Origin of the sequence: Caballeronia sp. LjRoot29, from assembly GCF_964252755.1 — a bacterium.
GTDB lineage: Bacteria > Pseudomonadota > Gammaproteobacteria > Burkholderiales > Burkholderiaceae > Caballeronia.
On the sequence record NZ_CAXUPU020000004.1, the window covers coordinates 201,979 to 218,863 of the forward strand.

The window sequence follows — 16,885 nt, forward strand, 5'->3', positions numbered from 1 at the left end:
CAGCGTTAAACGACCAAAAACACGGATACAGCAATGACTGACAGGATTCGCTGGGGCATATTAGGCGCTGCAAAAATTGCCGACAACGCTGTAGCACCGGCTATGCAACGCTCGTCGAACGGCCGGGTAACCGTAGTTGCGAGCCGCGACCAGGCCCGCGCACAGGCTTTCGCGACAAGGCATGGAATCGACCGCGTCTTGACCAGTTACGATGAGGTGATCGAGAGCAGCGACGTGGACGCGATCTATATCCCCTTGCCAACGGCCAGCCATGTCGAATGGTGCAAGAAGGCCTTGCTCGGGGGCAAGCATGTGCTGTGCGAGAAACCGATTGCAATGAACGCCAAGGAGGTGCTCGAATTGATCGCCTTGCGCGACCAAACCGGGCTTGTATGCGGTGAAGCATTCATGGTGGCGCATCATCCGCAATGGATTTTTGTTCGCGACAGCCTTGCTCAGGGAATGATCGGTGAACTCACGCTGATTGAAGGATCGTTCACTTACTTCAACGACGATCCCAACGCGCTCAAGAACAATCTTGCGCTAGGCGGAGGTGGAGTTCGCGACATTGGTGTCTACCCGGTCGTGACCACGCGGCTTGCAACGGGCCTCGAACCTTCTCGTGTTCATGCCGAGATTCTGCTCGATCCTCGCTTCGGCACAGACCGGTTCGCCCGTTGCACCGCCCAGTTCCCCGGATTCTCAATGACGTTCTACTGCGGCACACAAATGTCGCGCCGCCAGCACATGATTTTTCACGGAACAAAAGGATGGTTGAGTGTAGATGCCCCCTTCAATCCGGGAATCTACGGTCCTGCACACATTCGCCATCGTTCCGATGAAACAGGTCAGACACACACCATGGAATTTGGCGACGTTGACCAATATCAATTGATGGTGGAGGACTTTGCCGCAACGGTGTTGGGACAAAAGGCAAATCTGGCCTTCGCACTTGAAAATTCGCTCGGCAATCAGCGGGTCATCGATCAAATAGTTCCTGACGGGCAAAGTGTTGGGCGAGGAAGTCATCGAAACGGACAGAACAGCGGCCGATGACACGCCCACCCTGACGTTCGGCTCCAATTCGCTTATAAGCTCGACCCGACGCTGGTCGATCCGCTCACCGTGCTGCCGCCTGGCGTGGCCGGCTCGGGCGCAACAAGCGAAGCGAAGACGCTCGTACACGACAAGCTGGCGGATCCGGACCGTCCTTCCCTCGCGTTGCTGAATCTGCTGCGCGGTAACGCCTACCAGCTCTTGAACGGCCAGACCGTGGCCAAGAAGCTCCAGGCACACGGAAAGGGTCAAGGGCCGCTTGCCGTTGACAGACTTGTCGTCCGGGTAGAAACGGACCAACGGCCGGACAACGATACCGATCCCGCGTCGCAGGCGTTCTAATGGACGCCCATCGATCCCGGCCTTCAGCAGGACACGCCGCTCTGGTTCCATGTTCTGGCCGAAGCGCAGGCGCCCATTCTCGATACTGTGACCGGCGGAGGGGGCCGCATTTTTTCCGAGAACGATCTGCTCAACGGCCCGGGGGCGCTGACTCAGCTCGGCTGGGTCGGCGGACGCATCGTCGCCGAAGTCATTTATGGCATCCTCGACTCGGACACGCAGTCCTTCGTGCGCAGCGCGAAAGGACCGGGCTGGAACCCGCGCTTCGCGGGAAGCGGTCCTGTTCACATGAAAGCTATGCTGGACTTTGTTGTGACGGCCTAGGCGGACAAGCACTCGCTCAATGTGCGGGAGAGTGGACTCATCACGAGAGTGAACCAGGCTGTGGGCGACCATTTTCGTCTACTTGACTGGCGTCCCATCTACCCTACCGTCAGGCCGCCAAGCTGCTTCGAGGCTTTGCAGTTGCTGGCGCTAAGCTGCGGCTTAGCGGTGCATTCTGGGCCCGGATCAGCGGTCTAAATGATTACTTAGGCATGGCCGGATACTTGATCATTGGCGCGTTCCTAATGACGTGGTTCTTGTACGCTGCGGTCTATAGAAGGAAGGGTTCCAATGAAATGGAAATCGCCACGCGTCCGGTGTAACGCCTCACGGACAGCCGCCAACCGAGGCATCGCCGGGTGATTCGATAGGTCCATGGACGGCTCCGCTCAAGGGCGTCCAAATCAAGCGACGCGACATCCGCAAAAGCCGATGGTGTGGCGAGCAGGCGACGACTGTGGCGCCGAACCCTACAACCTTGTGCAAAAGCGGGGCCATAATACCCGCCGCCAAGCGCTTCTTTAGCCGTGTACTAAATATAGCGGGTGTACATTCCTCGAGTCTCGCTAAGAGGACGCAGGCTAACCTCGAAAATAAACACGTGCCCGCTGTTGTCAATAGCGACAATCGATTTCTGCAACCGCGAAGCCAAGGATAACGAAAGCCACCGCCATATGACCAGCCAAGACAATCCGGACAGCAACGCAAGCAACCAAAGCAACGCAAGCAACCTGAAGGCCGCCTTCCTGCCGCACGACGAAACCTCTGCCGCGCCCGCCCGGATTTTCGGCGACGACGACAGCGGCGTCTACCGGACGCTGCTCGAATCCACCAAAGCGATCCCGTGGAAAATCGACTGGGCGACGATGAAATTTGCGTACATCGGCCCGCAGATCGAATCGCTGCTAGGCTGGCCGCCGTCGAGCTGGAAGGACGTCAACGACTGGGCTGAACGCATGCATCCGGATGACCGTGCATCGGTTGTCGACTTCTGCGTCACGCAATCCAAGGCCGGCACCGATCACGAAGCCGATTATCGCGCGCTCACACGCGACGGCGGTTACGTGTGGCTGCGCGACGTCGTGCATGTGGTACGCAACGCGGACGGCGAAGTCGACTCACTGGTCGGATTCATGTTCGATATCAGCGAACGCAAGCGCACCGAAGAAAAGCTCGCGGAGTTGCAAAAGGAACTGGAAAGACTGTCATTCCACGATAGCCTCACAGACGCAGGCAACCGCCGCATGTTCGACGGCGTCATGGCACGTGAATGGGCCGCAGCGAAAGCTTCGGGCACGCCACTTTCCCTGATCATGGTCGACATAGATTTCTTCAAGTCCTACAACGACTACTACGGCCATCTGCAAGGCGACACATGCTTGAAACACGTCGCGCGCATACTGGGCGAAGCGGCAGGATCGGACAGCTTTCTTGCGCGTTTCGGCGGCGAGGAGTTCATTCTGGTCCTCCCCAACACCCCTGCTGAAAACGCCGTGAGAATCGCCGAACGCTGCCGCGCGCTGATAGCGGAAGAAGCCATTGCGCATGTACGTTCGCCGCATAACCAATGCGTGACAGCAAGCTTTGGTGTCGGCACGATCGTGCCAACCGAAAGAATGGACGCAACGGCGTTCATCAATCTCGTCGATGCCCAGTTGTATCAGGCGAAAGATAATGGCCGCAACCGCATTGCAGCGGTCGATCACGCTGGCATCGGCGGCGAGGCGTTCAAGTCGCACTCGCGGTAAAACACCGCACGGAATTCGCGTCGTCGCCATGACGAATGACGACGCGTCGTTCTTATAGATCAGCGAATCTGCTGCGATCGGCAACTGGCTTCTATCCGCAACTCGGACCAAAAAATAGACCAGGACTTGAGCGCAGTAAAATGCTTCCAGGAACGCGGTGCCCTTACTCGCGGCATTCCGCGGACGCCATTTTGCTAAATAATCCTAATTAATTCCGTCAATGAGCCCCCTTAGCGGTTAGCGCGCTGCTTCTTTCGCGGCTGACTGGCATAATGCGCCTTTTCACGGATTGCCTTTCCCCGGATTCATTCCAATTACCGGGTCCGTTAAGTAAAAGGCGCCATGAAGCACTGATCCAATGCAGCAGCTTCCTCCACACTCGTATGCTTTGTACCGCAGCCACGAACCGCACGTGTAGCAACATGGCATTTTGTCTCTCTTATCATTGCCTGACCGGCACATAAACCCTCGATGACCAAAGCGCCGTACCTGCGCCCTGTCGCCGCCTATGCAATCATTGCGCTGACGCTTGGCGTCGTTGCGGGTTCGTTCGCATGGGTTGCCGGCTGGATCTACTGGCCATTCGTTCCTCCTCCGCTGACGGCCGCGCGAATGATAGACGTGTTCGAATCGACAACGCGCAAACACCCCGGCTTCCGGCGCAATCATGCAAAAGGGTTATGCGTGAGCGGCCACTTCGACAGCAACGGCGGGGGCGCGCAACTTTCGCGCGCGAGTGTCTTCAAGCGCGGCTCTTTTCCCTTTATAGGCCGGCTGTCAGCGCCCGGGAGCGATCCGACCCAAGAGGATGCCGATGCGCCGGTCCGCAGCTTCGCACTGAAAATGTCCTTGCCCCAAGGCGAAGAATGGCGCACCGCGATGAACTCCGTGCCAATCTTCGCCGTCAGCACACCCGACGCGCTGTATCAGCAATTGGCCGCATTGCAGCCCGACGCCGCCAGCGGCCGCGTGGACCCGGCGAAGATGGAGAGGTTTCTGGAAAAACATCCTGAAACAAGGGCTTTTCACGAATGGCTGGCGAAACACCCGGCGTCATCGAATTTTTATAACGCGAGTTATTTCAGCATCAACGCGTTCAGGTTCACCGACGCCCAAGGCAACACCCGTTTCGTCCGATGGAGCGTCGTGCCCGAAGCGGCCTACCAGCCTGTCACTGCAATCGACACGCGCGATCCGGACTTCCTTGCGCACGATTTGAGCAAGCGTCTCGTGCGCGGTCCCGTGCGCTGGCACCTGATGATCACGCCGGCCGCGCCCGGCGATCCGACCGCCGACGCCACCCGCCTCTGGCCGCAAGAGCGGGAGCTGCATCGCGTGGATGCGGGCGTGGTGGTGATCGACCAGGCAGAATCGCAGATCGATGGAGCCTGCCGCGATATCAACTTCGATCCGCTGGTGTTGCCGGCTGGAATCGAACCGTCGGACGATCCGCTGCTGGCCGCGCGCTCATCGGCGTATGCTGTTTCTTTCAATCGCCGTACACGCGAAGAAGCGCAGGCAGCGCAGCCAGGAAATTCCCGGCGATAAAACCGTGCGGCATGCCGAACGAGTCTGCGGCGAAATGCCCGATTGCAAGTTAAACTATGCGGTTCGTTTCACGCAGATCTCGCGTGCATGCTGCTGGCAGCATTCGGACAGGACACTGGTACCAGGAGATATTCGTTCGATGAACGGTGCAGACTTACCGAGCATGCTTCCCGACATGCTGCCGCGCTTGTGGGCCTTTGCGCTGCGCATATCGGGCGACCGGCACGACGCCGAGGATCTCGTGCAGCGCGCGTGTTTGCGCGCGCTGGAACGGGCGCACCAGCTGCAGCCCGATACGGCCCCGTTAAGCTGGATGTTTTCGATCGTGCATTCCACCTGGATCAACGAATTGCGGGCGCGAAGCGTGCGCAAACGTTCCAGCATGGAGTGGGACGACGATTTCCTGGAAAACATCGCCGACCCCGTGGATAAAGGCCCGGAAACGCAACTCATGCACGGCCAGATCATCAGCGCCGTGGAACGCCTGCCCGAGCCGCAGCGCGTTGTCATGCTGCTGGTCGCGGTCGAAGGCCTGAGTTATCAGGAAGCTGCAGATGTACTCGAGGTTCCTATCGGAACCGTCATGAGCCGCTTATCGCGCGCCCGGCAAGCCGTCGGCGCGCAGTTCAGCTCGCACGAACCGAAGCCAAAAGCCCCGGCGACGCGAAAGGACTCAATTGCATGAAAACCGATGAAGTAACGTTAATGGCGTATGTCGACGGCGAACTTCCGCCCGGCCAGCGCCACGAGGTCGAGGAACACATACGCGCGTCGGCCGAAGCGGCTGAGCTGGTCGAGATGCTGAAGGCGTCGCGCGTGGATTATCGGGGCGCATTCGCTGCGCAGGATTTGCCGCCCGTGCCTGATTCGCTGACGCAAAAGATTGAAGCCATGGCGCGTGCGCACGCCGCTGCACCCGCAGTCAATGACAATGCCGTGCCCTCACCAGCCGGCGCGCCGGTTCGCTCGCGCATGCGTTCCGTTCCCGCATGGCTCGCTGCTGCGTGCGTGGCGGGTGCGTTTTTCGGCGGAATGTTCCTGCGCCCCGGACCCTTGCTGAACCACGGCGAGTCCAGTTCGATGGCTGCAAGCAACCTGTCGCCGTGGGTGCAGGCCGCCACGGGCTACCAGAAGCTCTACACGCGCGACACGCTGGCCTACGTGAACGAGACGACGGAAACATCGTCGAAAACGGTGGACGACATCCGCCGCGAAGACGGTCTCGCGTTGCGGATTCCGGATTTGCACAGCGCCGGCCTGACGTTCAAGACCGTGCAGCGCCTGCGTTTCAACAACAAGCCGCTGGTGCAGATCGTTTATCAGCCTGAAAAAGGCGAGCCCGTTGCGCTCTGCGTGATGAAGGACGTGAAACCGGACCAAGGGGTTGCAAGTCAGGATGTCGATTCCATGCGTGTGGTGACCTGGCGTCAGGCTGAATTGAGCTATGCGCTGATCGGCAAACCCGATGGCGTGGACATGAATGCGCTCGGCAAACAGATCTCGAACCGCGAGGTGGAGCAGCTTTTCAGCGATGCGGCTTCTGTGATGCATCCCGAACCATTGGCTGGTTGAGTCTCTGCGGTTCACAAGATGTGGTGAGCAAGAAACACCGTAAGAAACATCCATTAAGCGTCTGCCCGAGATCACAGTTACACTTGTTACAGGTCTGTTCTGCGCGATAAAACGCGACGCTCACCAACGTTGATTTAGATGCGGCAGATATGGAATTTCGTTGCTGCCTTGGGTGTTCTTCAATTAGTACCGGTGTAATTTGATGCGCCCAGCTCCTCGCCGGGCTTTGCGGCGAGCGCAACGGGTGGTTGTGCTGGTTGTACGGGTGACCTGACTTGTTTTATAAATTGGCCCTTGGAAACTGTGAAGATTAGTAGAGTCCTCAAAGGTCGATTGCCATTCCAAATGAAAAATTTTCGTTCATTTGGAAAATGCAATTCAGGGCACGAGAGAAATAAAAACATAAATCATCAGCGAAAGCGAACTGCTTAAGTCTTATGAAATCGGACGATATCCTGCTGATGGCTTACGTCGACGGCGAACTGCCGTTGCACGAACGCGAGGAAGTCGAGCGCGAACTGCGCACCTCTCCCGACGTGGCCGAGCGCGTCGCGCTCTTGCAGGCTTCGCGGTTGCCTTATCGCGATGCATTTGCCGGGCAGACATTGCCGCCGGTTCCCGCCAGTCTCACGGCAAAGATCGAGGAAATGGCGCGAGCAGCCAAGGCCAGATCCGACAGCCAGACGACCCATCCCGATGTCAGCGTCAATGATCCCGTAGTGGAACGTGCGCCCGGAAGCCCTGCGTCATCGGCCATTCGTTCACGGCTGCGCATTGCACCAGCGTGGCTTGCCGTGGCGTTTCTTGGCGGCGCATTCGCGTGCGGACTCGTGTTGCGCCTCGGACCGAGTGCAGGGCCCGCATCGAATATGGGGGCTTCCATTGCATCGGTAGGAACGGGCGTGTCGCCATGGGTCACGGCTGCGGCGAGTTACCAGCAACTGTATTCACGCGAGACGGTGGCCAACGTCACCAGCGATACCGACCTGTCCATCAAGACCGTCAACGAAATCCATCAGGACGACGGCCTCGCGCTGCGCATTCCCGATTTGAGCGCGGCAGGGCTGACGTTCAAACGCGTGCAGCGGTTGCGCTTCAATAACAAGCCGCTCGTGCAGATCGTGTATTTGCCCAAGGAAGGCGCCCCCATTGCGCTGTGCGTGATGAAAGAGGTCAAGCCGGACGCTGCGGTGGCAGATCAAAAAGTGGCATCGATGACCGTGGTCACCTGGCGCCAGGCCGAACTCGGCTATGCGCTGATCGGGCAGCCGCAAGGCGTCGACCTGGCCGCGCTCGGCAAGCAGATCGCAAGCAGCCAGTCCCCGGCGCTGTTCAGCCGTGACGACTCGCGCGCTGAGCGCTTCGCTTTTGGCATCGGCGAAAACCTTCTTCGGCAGCCGCCCCGCTATCTGACAGGCGCGCCTGACAAGCCCGTCTAACAAGCGCGGAATAATTTCGTCGCTTCGCTGTTGTGTTTAATGCGCCGGCCATTTCCTGGCTCGCGGCGCATTAACGCACAGCGGAGCGCATGAGATATCGCCTCGAATACTTCCTGTTTCTGTTGCTCTCCCGTCGGCTGGTCAAACGCGTGCTGCGTGGTGTATTGACGTGCGGGTGTTTGCTCGCGGCCTCGCAAGCGCAAGCCGCCTGGACGATCACCAACGCCGACGCACCCGCCACCGTCATTCGCGCAGCCAACGTCTATCAGTTGGGCGTGGGCGAAGCGCTGCGTGACGATGACCTGATCGCATCCCCGCCGCGCGGTGTCGTCCAGCTTCAGGACGATGCAGGCAACCTGCTCGCGCTCGGCGCACAAACGCGCGTGTTGCTGCAGGCGGGCCCGCGCGTAGCCCTGCTCGATGGTTGGCTGAAGGTCGCCCATCCGTGCGCGGCTGCGCCCTGCAAGGCGCTCGATATCGATACCGAACGAGGTTCAATCGAGCTTGGTACGAACACGACGGCGAGCGCCGCGGTTGTGGTTGCAGCGCTGCCCGGCACGGATCGCGACAAGTCGACCATCGCCGTATTCAGCGAAAGCGGCACGCAAACGTTGGCCGTCTCCGCGCGTAAAAGCATGATCACGCCCGGGAGCTTTGCCTATGTGACCGTGAGCGCGCCGCCGCAGATTGCGCCGCGTCCATCGAGCGCTTTTCTCACCGATATGCCCGTCGCTTTCCGCGATGCCCTGCAGCGCCTGCCCGTCGCGCCGGCCGCGCACGACAGTCCCGTCAAGCCGCTGCGCGCCGTTACCTACGACGATGTTTCCGCGTGGCTCGCCAGCGACTTGCCGGCACGTAAGCGCTTCCCCGCGCGTTTTCGCTCGCGCCTGACGGACCAGGCGTTCCGCCGTGCCGTCGATCAAAACCTCAAGGCGCTGCCCGAGTGGCGCGTGCTGCTGTATCCCCCGCCCCCTCGCCCCGATGCCCGCCAACGCGCCTTGCAAGCCCTTCGCGTCAACACCGCCGCGCTGCCTGCGAACTCACTGTATCAACATCCATGAAACGCAAACTCTCTCTTAGCGCCAAGTTCAACCTCGTCTTCCTGATCGTCTTCGCAATCGGCCTGAGCGCGGCGGGCGTGGTCGCGGACCGGCTGTTGCAAAAGCAGGCGCTCGATGAAACCGTCCACGACGCCAACGTGCTGATCAGCGCGGCCGCATCGATGCAAAGCTACACCGCAACCCACGTCACACCGCTGCTCGCCACGCAGATCAAGTACCGGTTCGTGCCCGAGTCCATTCCGGCGTTTTCGGCTATCGAAATGCTGAACCTGCTGCAAAAGGATTTCCCCAATTTTTCGTACAAGTCGACCATGCTCAACCCGACCAATCCGCGTGACCGGCCGACCGACTGGGAGACCGATGTCATCACGCATCTGCACGATCATCCCGACCTGAAACAGATGACAGGTCAGCGTATTTCGTCGGGCAACCCGACGTTGTTCCTCGCGCGGCCGAGCCGCATCACGGACGTTGCGTGCATGCAATGCCACAGCACGCCGAGCGCGGCGCCCGCCACCATGATCGATAAATACGGCTCGGCGAACGGCTTCGGCTGGACCATGAACGATGTGATCGGCGCGGAGGTCGTCTCCGTGCCGATGACCCAACCCATAGAACGTGGCCGCGCTGTCTGGCGCACGTTCATGCTGTCGCTGACGGCTGTGTTCGCCGTGGTGCTGATCGTGATGAACGTGATGGTGAACATCCTGATCACGCGGCCGATCCAGTCACTCTCGCGCGCCGCCCACGAAATGAGTCTCGGCAAGCTCGCCGAAACACCCTTGCCCACCGGCGGATCGGATGAGATTGCTTCGCTGGCGGTATCGTTTGGACGCATGAGGACGAGTTTGATTGAAGCATTCAAGATCCTCGATGAAGGGGCGCACTGATCATGAGCGCATCCGCCGGCACGCCATCCGAACTCGGCCGATACCGCATCGAGCGTGTACTTGGACGCGGCGCGATGGGCGTGGTTTATCTGGCGTTCGATCCGCAGATCGAGCGCCATGTCGCGCTTAAAACCATCCGCAACGAATTGCTGCCGGCGGGTTCCGAAGGCGGATCGATACACGACCTGACCGCGCGATTCCTGAACGAAGCGCGCGCGGCCGGCCGTCTTGCCCATCCGAACATTGTGTCGGTGTACGACTATGGCGAAGCCGGCGATACGGCATACATCACGATGGAATACGTGCGTGGCGAGAGCCTCGCCGCGCGCCTCGCGCAGCATGCCAGAACACAAACCCGCATTGAACCGGCGCGTGCTCTGGGGTGCTTCCTGCAACTGCTCGACGGGCTCGATTACGCGCATCAGGAAGGCGTGATTCATCGCGACATCAAGCCGGCCAACCTGTTGATCACGCAACGCGGCGAATGCAAGATCACGGACTTCGGCATTGCACGGATTGAAGCTTCGCATCTCACGCAACTCGGCACGGTGATCGGCACGCCCAGCTACATGTCGCCGGAACAGTTCACGGGCGAGACTATCGATGCGCGCGCGGATCTTTTCTCCGCAGCGGTCGTGCTCTACGAAATGCTCACCGGTGTGTGCCCGTTCGCGGGTACGCCGACCGTGGTCATGCGCCAAGTGCTGAGCGAGACGCCGATGCTGCCATCGGAACGCGTGCCGGACTTGCCTTGTTATATCGATGCGATGTTGATGAAGGCGCTTTCCAAGCGGCCCGAAGACCGTTACGCCTCAGCACGAGAATGGCGCGATGTGCTGATGGGCGCACTCGGCGCAGCGCAATCCGACGACAGCGACCAGACGGTGATTGCATTTGCAAAACCGGTTGCGTTGCTCGAAGCGCCCGTGTTCACCGAGCCTTCAATGGCGTGGCCGCCTGAATTGATTGCACAACTCGAAGAGCGGCTGGCGAGCCATGTTGGACCGGTCGCGACGATCCTGTTGCGTCGTGCGACGGCGAAATCGTCGGACTTCAATGCGTTGCGCGAGCGGCTTGCCGCGCATTTTCCAACGGAGGCGGCCCGCCGCGATTTCAACGCGTTGTTGACACGGCTGGAAACGCCGGGGGAAGGGTCGCGGGTTGCATCGAGTATCAAACGGACGTCGACGACCGGGAACCAGGCGGCAGTTCAGGTGAGCCTTTCGCCCGAGATATTGCAGGACGCCACGCTCAAGCTCGCCGCTTACCTTGGGCCGATCGCACGGGTCATCGTCGCGCGCGCCGCCTTGAACGTGCCTGATACCGGCACGTTTTACGAGCGTTTGCTCAACGCCGTGCAAGATCCGAAAGACAGTCATGCATTACAGCGCGAATTCGGCATCTCTTCCGATTAACCTTCGAGCAGGCGCAGGAACAGTGCGGCATCAAGCGCTCCTTCATGCTTGTGCTGTCCCTGCGAGCTCGTCCACCAAACGCTTGCCGCACCCTCTTCGCTCAAGAACCGCTTGAACGTATCGCGCCAGACGAGCGTCTCGGCGCCGCTGCCAAGTTGTTCCAGTCCGGCCTCGAACTCCGTCAGCGAGAACGTCGCCTTCAACGTCGATAACGCCAGTCCCGCCGCCTGTTCGTACCAGACCGAACTGCTGCGCAACCAGTCGTGGAAGACGCCATGATCCATCGGCCGCGCAACGACAAATGGAAAATATCGCCCGACTGCGTCGATACCCGGCATCACCACGCCGGCGTATGCAGCGTCATCGATCACGCCTGGTTTCATCGCGAAGCACCATAACGGCATGCCAAGGAAGTCTTGCAACCATGCATCGCCGCGCTGCTTTTGTGCCTTCAACAGCCCGTGTTGCAGCCACGTATCCCACTGCATGACAAACCCGCGGGACAAGCCGCGGCCCACGAAGTCGCCATGCGTGCGCACTTTTCCGTAGAAGCCCGTGCCGGCTTCTTCAGGTTTCCTCATAGTTGCGCCGGGCAACGAAAGCGGTCGAGCACGCCCGCACGAAACGGATTGACCATGCTGCTTGCCGTGAGGTCGACCGAGACCAAACCGTTGTCGAAGACCGCCTTGAAACGGTCCGGCTGACCTGCGGGCGCGATGCGAGCAGTATCTAGCAGATGGAACAACGCCCACGGACCATCCGCGTGCGGCGCTGCAGCCGATGACGGATCGAGCTCCACGTGCGCCTGTCCGGTCCCCTTGCCGCTCGGCCACTGGAACGCGGCGGTCGCGCCCGGCGTGCTATCGGTCGCGACCAGTTGGACGCCGTCTATATCGAGGACGAACCGCTTGACGGATGGATCGATGGAAGCGAGCTTCGCCGAAAACCGCACCGATACATCATGGCCGCCGTCGCGAAACAACGCATCGCGGATCTGCGCGGCGTTCTGAAACTGTGCAAGGACGTCATCGGGAATACCGAGCGAGCGCGCTTCCGGACGCCAGCGCCACACCGCGCCCGACGTATCCACGCGATTCTGCAAGTTCTTCTGGAAGAAGTCATCGATCAGGCCGCCGGGCGCGAGGATGCGGCCGAAGTCATCGGGCGCGGCATCACGCGTGGAGGTGCGCACGAGCGGATAGCGGCCATCGAGCGCTTGCCGGCAAGCCGGCGCGACCGTCGATGCCCACAGTGCCCGAAGCTGGGCCCGCTGGCTTTGAACCTGCACGGTATCGGCGTTATCGGCCACGCCTTGCAGCACCGCGCCCAGCGGCGCGGGTGCGCCTTGCGCGAGCAGTTTCAAGCGGTCAAGCGAACTCGTGGGCGGCAGGGGTAGCGATTGTTTGCGCGCAGAATCGACCGCTTGCAGCGTGGCAGCGGCTTCCTTTAATGCACCGATAGAGTCATCGATCGGCGCACCCGATGTTGCCCCCGGCTTACCCGCCAGATCATGCAGCGCCTGGAAATGCGTGTTGACGAGCGCAGCGTTGTCGGTGCTTGCAACGGGTTGCGTTCGCTCTCCTGCGCCACCCAGGCTCTTGCGTAAAGCATCGAACTTGCCGGCGCCGGCGTCCGTGCCTGCGACAGGCGCGACGAACGTGGTCTCGCTCGACGCCGCTTCAATCAGCGCACGCAAAGGCGAATTCTGCGAGCCCATCAGGTTCGCCACGCGTGCGCCCTGATCGGGTGCGGAGAACGAGACGACACCCACATCGCCGAGCAGCCCGTCCCACTGCCGGATGCTTTCCTCGCAGTACAAACGCGTGAGAGCCGTGCGCAGTTCATCGACACCCGCAGCATCCGGTCTCGTTTCAGCGCGTCCCAGGACCCAGTCGTCTTTCGCGATACTGGCGAGCGTCATCTCCCGCAAGCGCAGGAACTGGGTGAAGCCGGCTTGCGTATAAGCGCCATCGATACCCTGCGTCAACGGCGTCCCGCTCTTGCGCACGAACACCAGCAGACCGCTCGGCCCCGCGGCCTTGGCGATGGAAAAATCCGCCAGATGCAATTGCGTAAGCTGCTGCTGGATGCGGCTGTTCAAGCGCTGCGCAAGCGGCACGCGGCTCAACGTTGCGCGCGCCTGGGCGATGAGGTTTTGATCCAGCGGCAGGTTTGAATCGAACTGTCCCCGGCGGAAGAGCGCCTCGAGATGCTGGTCGATACTCGCGCGTTGCGCGTCGCTTGCGGTTTTCAACGGACCGCGTTGCCAGTCGCGCATGGCCCAGCTTCTCAATGCGTCGGGATCGTAGTGCGCCGGGTCGCCAAGCATCAGGTACGCACGCAGCACTTCATATTGCAGCGCGGCGTTGTTCGCATCGCCTCGGCGCAACTCTTCTTCCATGCGCTGCACGACAATCGGCAACAAGGTCTGGCGCAACAAGCGCTGATAGACACGCTGCGCTTCGGCGCCGAGTTTCTCGCGTTGATCGAGACCGAGTTTCGCCCACCAGACGTCGCCGCGGGTCTCGCGTTCGGCTTCGCCGCCGGGCAGGTCACGGGCGGCATCGATTACGGGGAGGACCGTGAGCGGATCGTCGCCGAGCGTGGTCTGTTGCACTCGCTGCTGAAGCGCTGCGATCTGCTGACGGCTCTCTTCAACGAAACGGCGATTCGCACGATCGCTGACAAACAGTCCGATCAACCCGGCAATCAACACAGCGCCCACCACGCCAATGGCAATCCGCTGGAACCGTGCACGCCTGCGTTCGACACGCGCGTTGCCCCCCGCAAGACCCGCTTCCTCGAAGATCACGTCGCGCAGCAAGCGCTTCACAAAATACGCGCGTCCACTCGATGTATCGGCGAGCAGCACTTCGCGTTGCAACCCGAGCGCCGCGGCCATCGAACTCATCATGCGATCAAGCGGACGGCCGCTCTGCGTGCCGCTTGTGAAGTACACGCCGCGCAGCAAGGCGGCGCGATCAAAGCGCGATTCACTGAAGGCATCGTCGAGAAAACGCTGCAACGGCCCTTCGATACCCGCGAACTGCTGCGGGAACGAATAGATCAACGCGCGACGGCGCACATCGGTTTCCTGCTGCATGCGTTGCAGCACGCGATCCTGAAGCTGCCGATGCAGCAGACGGAATTCGCCGGGGAAACGCTGGAGCGGTTGCTCTCTGTTTTCCGCAGTTTCCGTCTCGTCTTCGGGCGAATGCGGGAAGGTCACGCCCCAGACCTGCTCGCGCTCGTCGCGGCCGAGGTCATCGAAGAATTCGGAGAAACCAGAGAGCATGTCGCTCTTCGTGACCACCACGTACACCGGAAAACGCATGCCAAGCTGCTTGTTCAACTCGCTCAGGCGTTCACGTACCGATGCCGCGTGCGCGGCACGCCGAGCGTCGGTCTGCTGCAGCAAGTCCGCCGCCGATACCACCACCATGACGCCATTGAGCGGCCGGCGCGGACGGTATTTACGCAGCATCGCAAGAAAGCCGAGCCATGCGCCGCGATCCGCTTCGGCGTGACTGTCTTGCGTGGTGAAGCGGCCCGCCGTGTCCAGAAGCACCGCGTCGTCGGTGAACCACCAGTCGCAATGCCGCGTGCCGCCGACGCCGCCAATCGCCTGCGCGCCGAGCCGGTCAGCCAGCGGAAAACGCAAGCCGGAATGAACCAGCGCAGTCGTTTTTCCCGCACCCGGCGCACCCACGAACATGTACCACGGCAAGTCGTAAATGGTCTGGCCGCGCGCGCCGAGCCAGGATTTCCAGCCTTTGTTGCCCTTGCCCGTTGCGCTGGTCCGAAGCGTCTTCAACGCTTCCTCGAAGCGCGTGCGCAGGATGGCGAGATCGGCGTCTGCCGCCTTGCGCGCTTCGCTCGGTTCGCGGTTGGCCGGATTGACCGAATCCGCAATCAGACTGCGCACGAAGTTCGAGCTCGCGAGCCGCGCCTTCAAGGCACGCGCGCTGAAATACGCGGCCCAGCATGCGAACATGAGCGCAATCAGGATCCATCGGCTGGTTGCACTTCCTAGCGGCTCGCTGCCGTTGAAAGCAAGCAACGGTCCTTCGAACCACACGATAAATGCCAGCGCCATCACGCCAAGAAACGACGTGACCACCGGCTTTCTGAATCCGCTTGACCACTTCATGACGCGGCTCCTGGCGAAAGAATCACAATGGCGACGCGACGATTTTTCGCGCGCCCCGCGGGGGTATCGTTTGATGCGATCGGCTCGGTGTCGCCCCGCCCTTCCGCACTCAGGCGTGATGGCGAATTGATACGCGCGGCGATGATCGCGCGCACGGTATCGGCGCGCGCCTGGGAGAGCGCCACGTTCGATGGAAACCGCGCCGAGATGATGCGCTGGTTGTCCGTGTGCCCGATCACGACCACGTTGCCCGGCTTGTCCTGCAATGCGTCCGCGATGCGCTGCATCAGCGGGGCAAAATGAGGATCGAGATCGGCGCTGCCCGATGCAAACAATTGCGTGCCCGTCGCGGTGTTGTTGAGGGTGACCGTCGTGCGGTCCGCCGAATCGCCGACCGTCACCAGCCCTTGCGCAATTTCAGGCGCGAGGAAACCGGCGAGCGTGGCGGCAAGCTTGGGCGCTGCATCGACTTTCGCTGCGAGCACGGGTGCCGGCGCCACGCGTATCGAACGCATGGAGGCAAACACCGGGTCCGAAAAGTCGTTGATGCGAATGCTCAATACAAGGCTTGCGGTGACGAGCACGAACGCAGCAAGCGCAAGCGCGACCCACAACGGCACGAACTGCAGCAAGCGCTTGCGTTCGCGCGGCGCGGGTTGCCAGTGCGGCGACAACGCGCGTTCAACCGGCGTGCGCTGCGCGCGGATCATCTGTTCGAGCCGTTCGCGGATCACGTCGAGTTGCGTCTTGCCGCCTTCCATCAGGCGGTATCGTCCGTCGAAACCTAGTGCGAGCATCACGTAGATCAGCTCGAGCAGATCGATATCGACAGCCGGGGATTGCGCAAGACGCTGCAGGATCACGAACAGGCGCTCGCCGCCCGATGCTTCGTTATGAAACGTCACCAGCAGGCTGCGCCGGCCCCACACGCCCGCGCCCCATGGCGTGGCGGCAATCGATTCATCGATAAACGTGCACAGGCAATAGCGCGCCGGGCCAAGCTGCGCATCGGGCACGCCGAACGCACGGCCGTTGGTTTCGAATGTGCGCACCATCTGGATCAATTGCGTGCGCAGCGCTTCCAGGTCCGGATGGCTCGTGAGGCGTCGCAGCGGCAACGCCAGTTCAAGCAGCGGGTTCGCGGCGCGCAGGAGCGGATTGCGGCCATCGAGCGTGGCGTCGAGCTGCGCCAGCGCCGGCGTTGCAGCGGCGGCCTTCGCCGCGGCCGGGCGCTCGCGCCTGAGGCCGGGTGTCGGCATCATGATCGTGCGCGCGGCGTCGAGGAAATCCGAGTCGTCGAGTGTCGGGTCCGTGTCGTTAGTCATTGCAGTGTCCTTGTT

General features: G+C 61.1%; 14 protein-coding genes. 11 read left to right on the top strand and 3 right to left on the bottom strand.

Annotated features, from left to right (window positions below; all coding sequences use genetic code 11):
* Positions 1 to 33: 33 nt before the first annotated feature.
* From ACSQ83_RS06705 to ACSQ83_RS06755, 11 genes are all read left to right on the top strand, one after another.
* Complete coding sequence (locus ACSQ83_RS06705) at positions 34 to 1,056, top strand: Gfo/Idh/MocA family protein (protein ID WP_436227592.1); 1,023 nt, start codon at positions 34 to 36, stop codon at positions 1,054 to 1,056.
* A 69-nt stretch (positions 1,057 to 1,125) separates the two neighbouring features.
* On the top strand, positions 1,126 to 1,398 hold the full coding sequence (locus ACSQ83_RS06710) for a hypothetical protein (RefSeq protein ID WP_436227593.1): 273 nt from the start codon (positions 1,126 to 1,128) through the stop codon (positions 1,396 to 1,398).
* An 87-nt stretch (positions 1,399 to 1,485) separates the two neighbouring features.
* On the top strand, positions 1,486 to 1,722 hold the full coding sequence (locus ACSQ83_RS06715; RefSeq protein ID WP_436227594.1) for a hypothetical protein: 237 nt from the start codon (positions 1,486 to 1,488) through the stop codon (positions 1,720 to 1,722).
* Positions 1,723 to 2,396: 674 nt separating this feature from the next.
* Positions 2,397 to 3,470: a sensor domain-containing diguanylate cyclase gene (locus tag ACSQ83_RS06720; RefSeq protein ID WP_436227595.1), complete on the top strand. Its 1,074-nt coding sequence runs from the start codon at positions 2,397 to 2,399 to the stop codon at positions 3,468 to 3,470.
* A 471-nt stretch (positions 3,471 to 3,941) separates the two neighbouring features.
* The gene (locus tag ACSQ83_RS06725; RefSeq protein WP_436227596.1) at positions 3,942 to 5,018 is read left to right on the top strand and encodes a catalase family peroxidase; all 1,077 of its coding nucleotides are present in this window, start codon (positions 3,942 to 3,944) and stop codon (positions 5,016 to 5,018) included.
* A gap of 139 nt (positions 5,019 to 5,157) precedes the next feature.
* Entirely contained in the window at positions 5,158 to 5,703 is a 546-nt protein-coding gene (locus ACSQ83_RS06730; RefSeq protein WP_436227597.1) for an RNA polymerase sigma factor, read from the top strand.
* Complete coding sequence (locus tag ACSQ83_RS06735; protein WP_414950632.1) at positions 5,700 to 6,590, top strand: anti-sigma factor family protein; 891 nt, start codon at positions 5,700 to 5,702, stop codon at positions 6,588 to 6,590. Before ACSQ83_RS06730 ends, ACSQ83_RS06735 begins: the two co-directional genes overlap by 4 nt.
* A gap of 437 nt (positions 6,591 to 7,027) precedes the next feature.
* Positions 7,028 to 8,029 carry an anti-sigma factor family protein gene (locus ACSQ83_RS06740; protein ID WP_436227598.1) on the top strand — a complete coding sequence of 334 codons (1,002 nt, stop codon included), beginning with the start codon at positions 7,028 to 7,030 and terminating at the stop codon, positions 8,027 to 8,029.
* Positions 8,030 to 8,118: 89 nt separating this feature from the next.
* The gene (locus ACSQ83_RS06745; protein ID WP_436227599.1) at positions 8,119 to 9,090 is read left to right on the top strand and encodes a hypothetical protein; all 972 of its coding nucleotides are present in this window, start codon (positions 8,119 to 8,121) and stop codon (positions 9,088 to 9,090) included.
* The gene (locus tag ACSQ83_RS06750) at positions 9,087 to 9,980 is read left to right on the top strand and encodes a c-type heme family protein (protein WP_414950629.1); all 894 of its coding nucleotides are present in this window, start codon (positions 9,087 to 9,089) and stop codon (positions 9,978 to 9,980) included. The genes ACSQ83_RS06745 and ACSQ83_RS06750 overlap by 4 nt, the downstream gene beginning before the upstream one ends.
* Positions 9,981 to 9,982: 2 nt before the next feature.
* Positions 9,983 to 11,395 (top strand): serine/threonine-protein kinase, encoded by a 1,413-nt coding sequence (locus ACSQ83_RS06755; protein ID WP_436227600.1) that lies wholly within the window; start codon positions 9,983 to 9,985, stop codon positions 11,393 to 11,395.
* On the opposite strand, the gene tagF is transcribed toward ACSQ83_RS06755, so the two are convergent.
* The 3 genes from tagF to tssL are packed head-to-tail and all read right to left on the bottom strand — an operon-like array spanning position 11,392 to position 16,870.
* Entirely contained in the window at positions 11,392 to 11,976 is a 585-nt protein-coding gene (tagF, locus tag ACSQ83_RS06760; RefSeq protein ID WP_436227601.1) for a type VI secretion system-associated protein TagF, read from the bottom strand. The genes ACSQ83_RS06755 and tagF overlap by 4 nt on opposite strands.
* The gene (tssM, locus tag ACSQ83_RS06765) at positions 11,973 to 15,545 is read right to left on the bottom strand and encodes a type VI secretion system membrane subunit TssM (RefSeq protein ID WP_436227602.1); all 3,573 of its coding nucleotides are present in this window, start codon (positions 15,543 to 15,545) and stop codon (positions 11,973 to 11,975) included. Before tssM ends, tagF begins: the two co-directional genes overlap by 4 nt.
* Complete coding sequence (tssL, locus tag ACSQ83_RS06770) at positions 15,542 to 16,870, bottom strand: type VI secretion system protein TssL, long form (protein WP_436227603.1); 1,329 nt, start codon at positions 16,868 to 16,870, stop codon at positions 15,542 to 15,544. Before tssL ends, tssM begins: the two co-directional genes overlap by 4 nt.
* Positions 16,871 to 16,885 lie beyond the last annotated feature (15 nt).

What these genes read in the sequence shown, in the direction of transcription:
- ACSQ83_RS06705 (WP_436227592.1), top strand. Translation starts at nt 34, where the DNA reads ATGACTGACAGGATTCGCTGGGGCATATTAGGCGCTGCAAAAATTGCC.
- tagF (WP_436227601.1), bottom strand. Translation starts at nt 11,976, where the DNA reads ATGAGGAAACCTGAAGAAGCCGGCACGGGCTTCTACGGAAAAGTGCGC.
- tssL (WP_436227603.1), bottom strand. Translation starts at nt 16,870, where the DNA reads ATGACTAACGACACGGACCCGACACTCGACGACTCGGATTTCCTCGAC.
- ACSQ83_RS06730 (WP_436227597.1), top strand. Translation starts at nt 5,158, where the DNA reads ATGAACGGTGCAGACTTACCGAGCATGCTTCCCGACATGCTGCCGCGC.
- tssM (WP_436227602.1), bottom strand. Translation starts at nt 15,545, where the DNA reads ATGAAGTGGTCAAGCGGATTCAGAAAGCCGGTGGTCACGTCGTTTCTT.
- ACSQ83_RS06750 (WP_414950629.1), top strand. Translation starts at nt 9,087, where the DNA reads ATGAAACGCAAACTCTCTCTTAGCGCCAAGTTCAACCTCGTCTTCCTG.
- ACSQ83_RS06755 (WP_436227600.1), top strand. Translation starts at nt 9,983, where the DNA reads ATGAGCGCATCCGCCGGCACGCCATCCGAACTCGGCCGATACCGCATC.
- ACSQ83_RS06740 (WP_436227598.1), top strand. Translation starts at nt 7,028, where the DNA reads ATGAAATCGGACGATATCCTGCTGATGGCTTACGTCGACGGCGAACTG.
- ACSQ83_RS06735 (WP_414950632.1), top strand. Translation starts at nt 5,700, where the DNA reads ATGAAAACCGATGAAGTAACGTTAATGGCGTATGTCGACGGCGAACTT.
- ACSQ83_RS06725 (WP_436227596.1), top strand. Translation starts at nt 3,942, where the DNA reads ATGACCAAAGCGCCGTACCTGCGCCCTGTCGCCGCCTATGCAATCATT.
- ACSQ83_RS06720 (WP_436227595.1), top strand. Translation starts at nt 2,397, where the DNA reads ATGACCAGCCAAGACAATCCGGACAGCAACGCAAGCAACCAAAGCAAC.
- ACSQ83_RS06745 (WP_436227599.1), top strand. Translation starts at nt 8,119, where the DNA reads ATGAGATATCGCCTCGAATACTTCCTGTTTCTGTTGCTCTCCCGTCGG.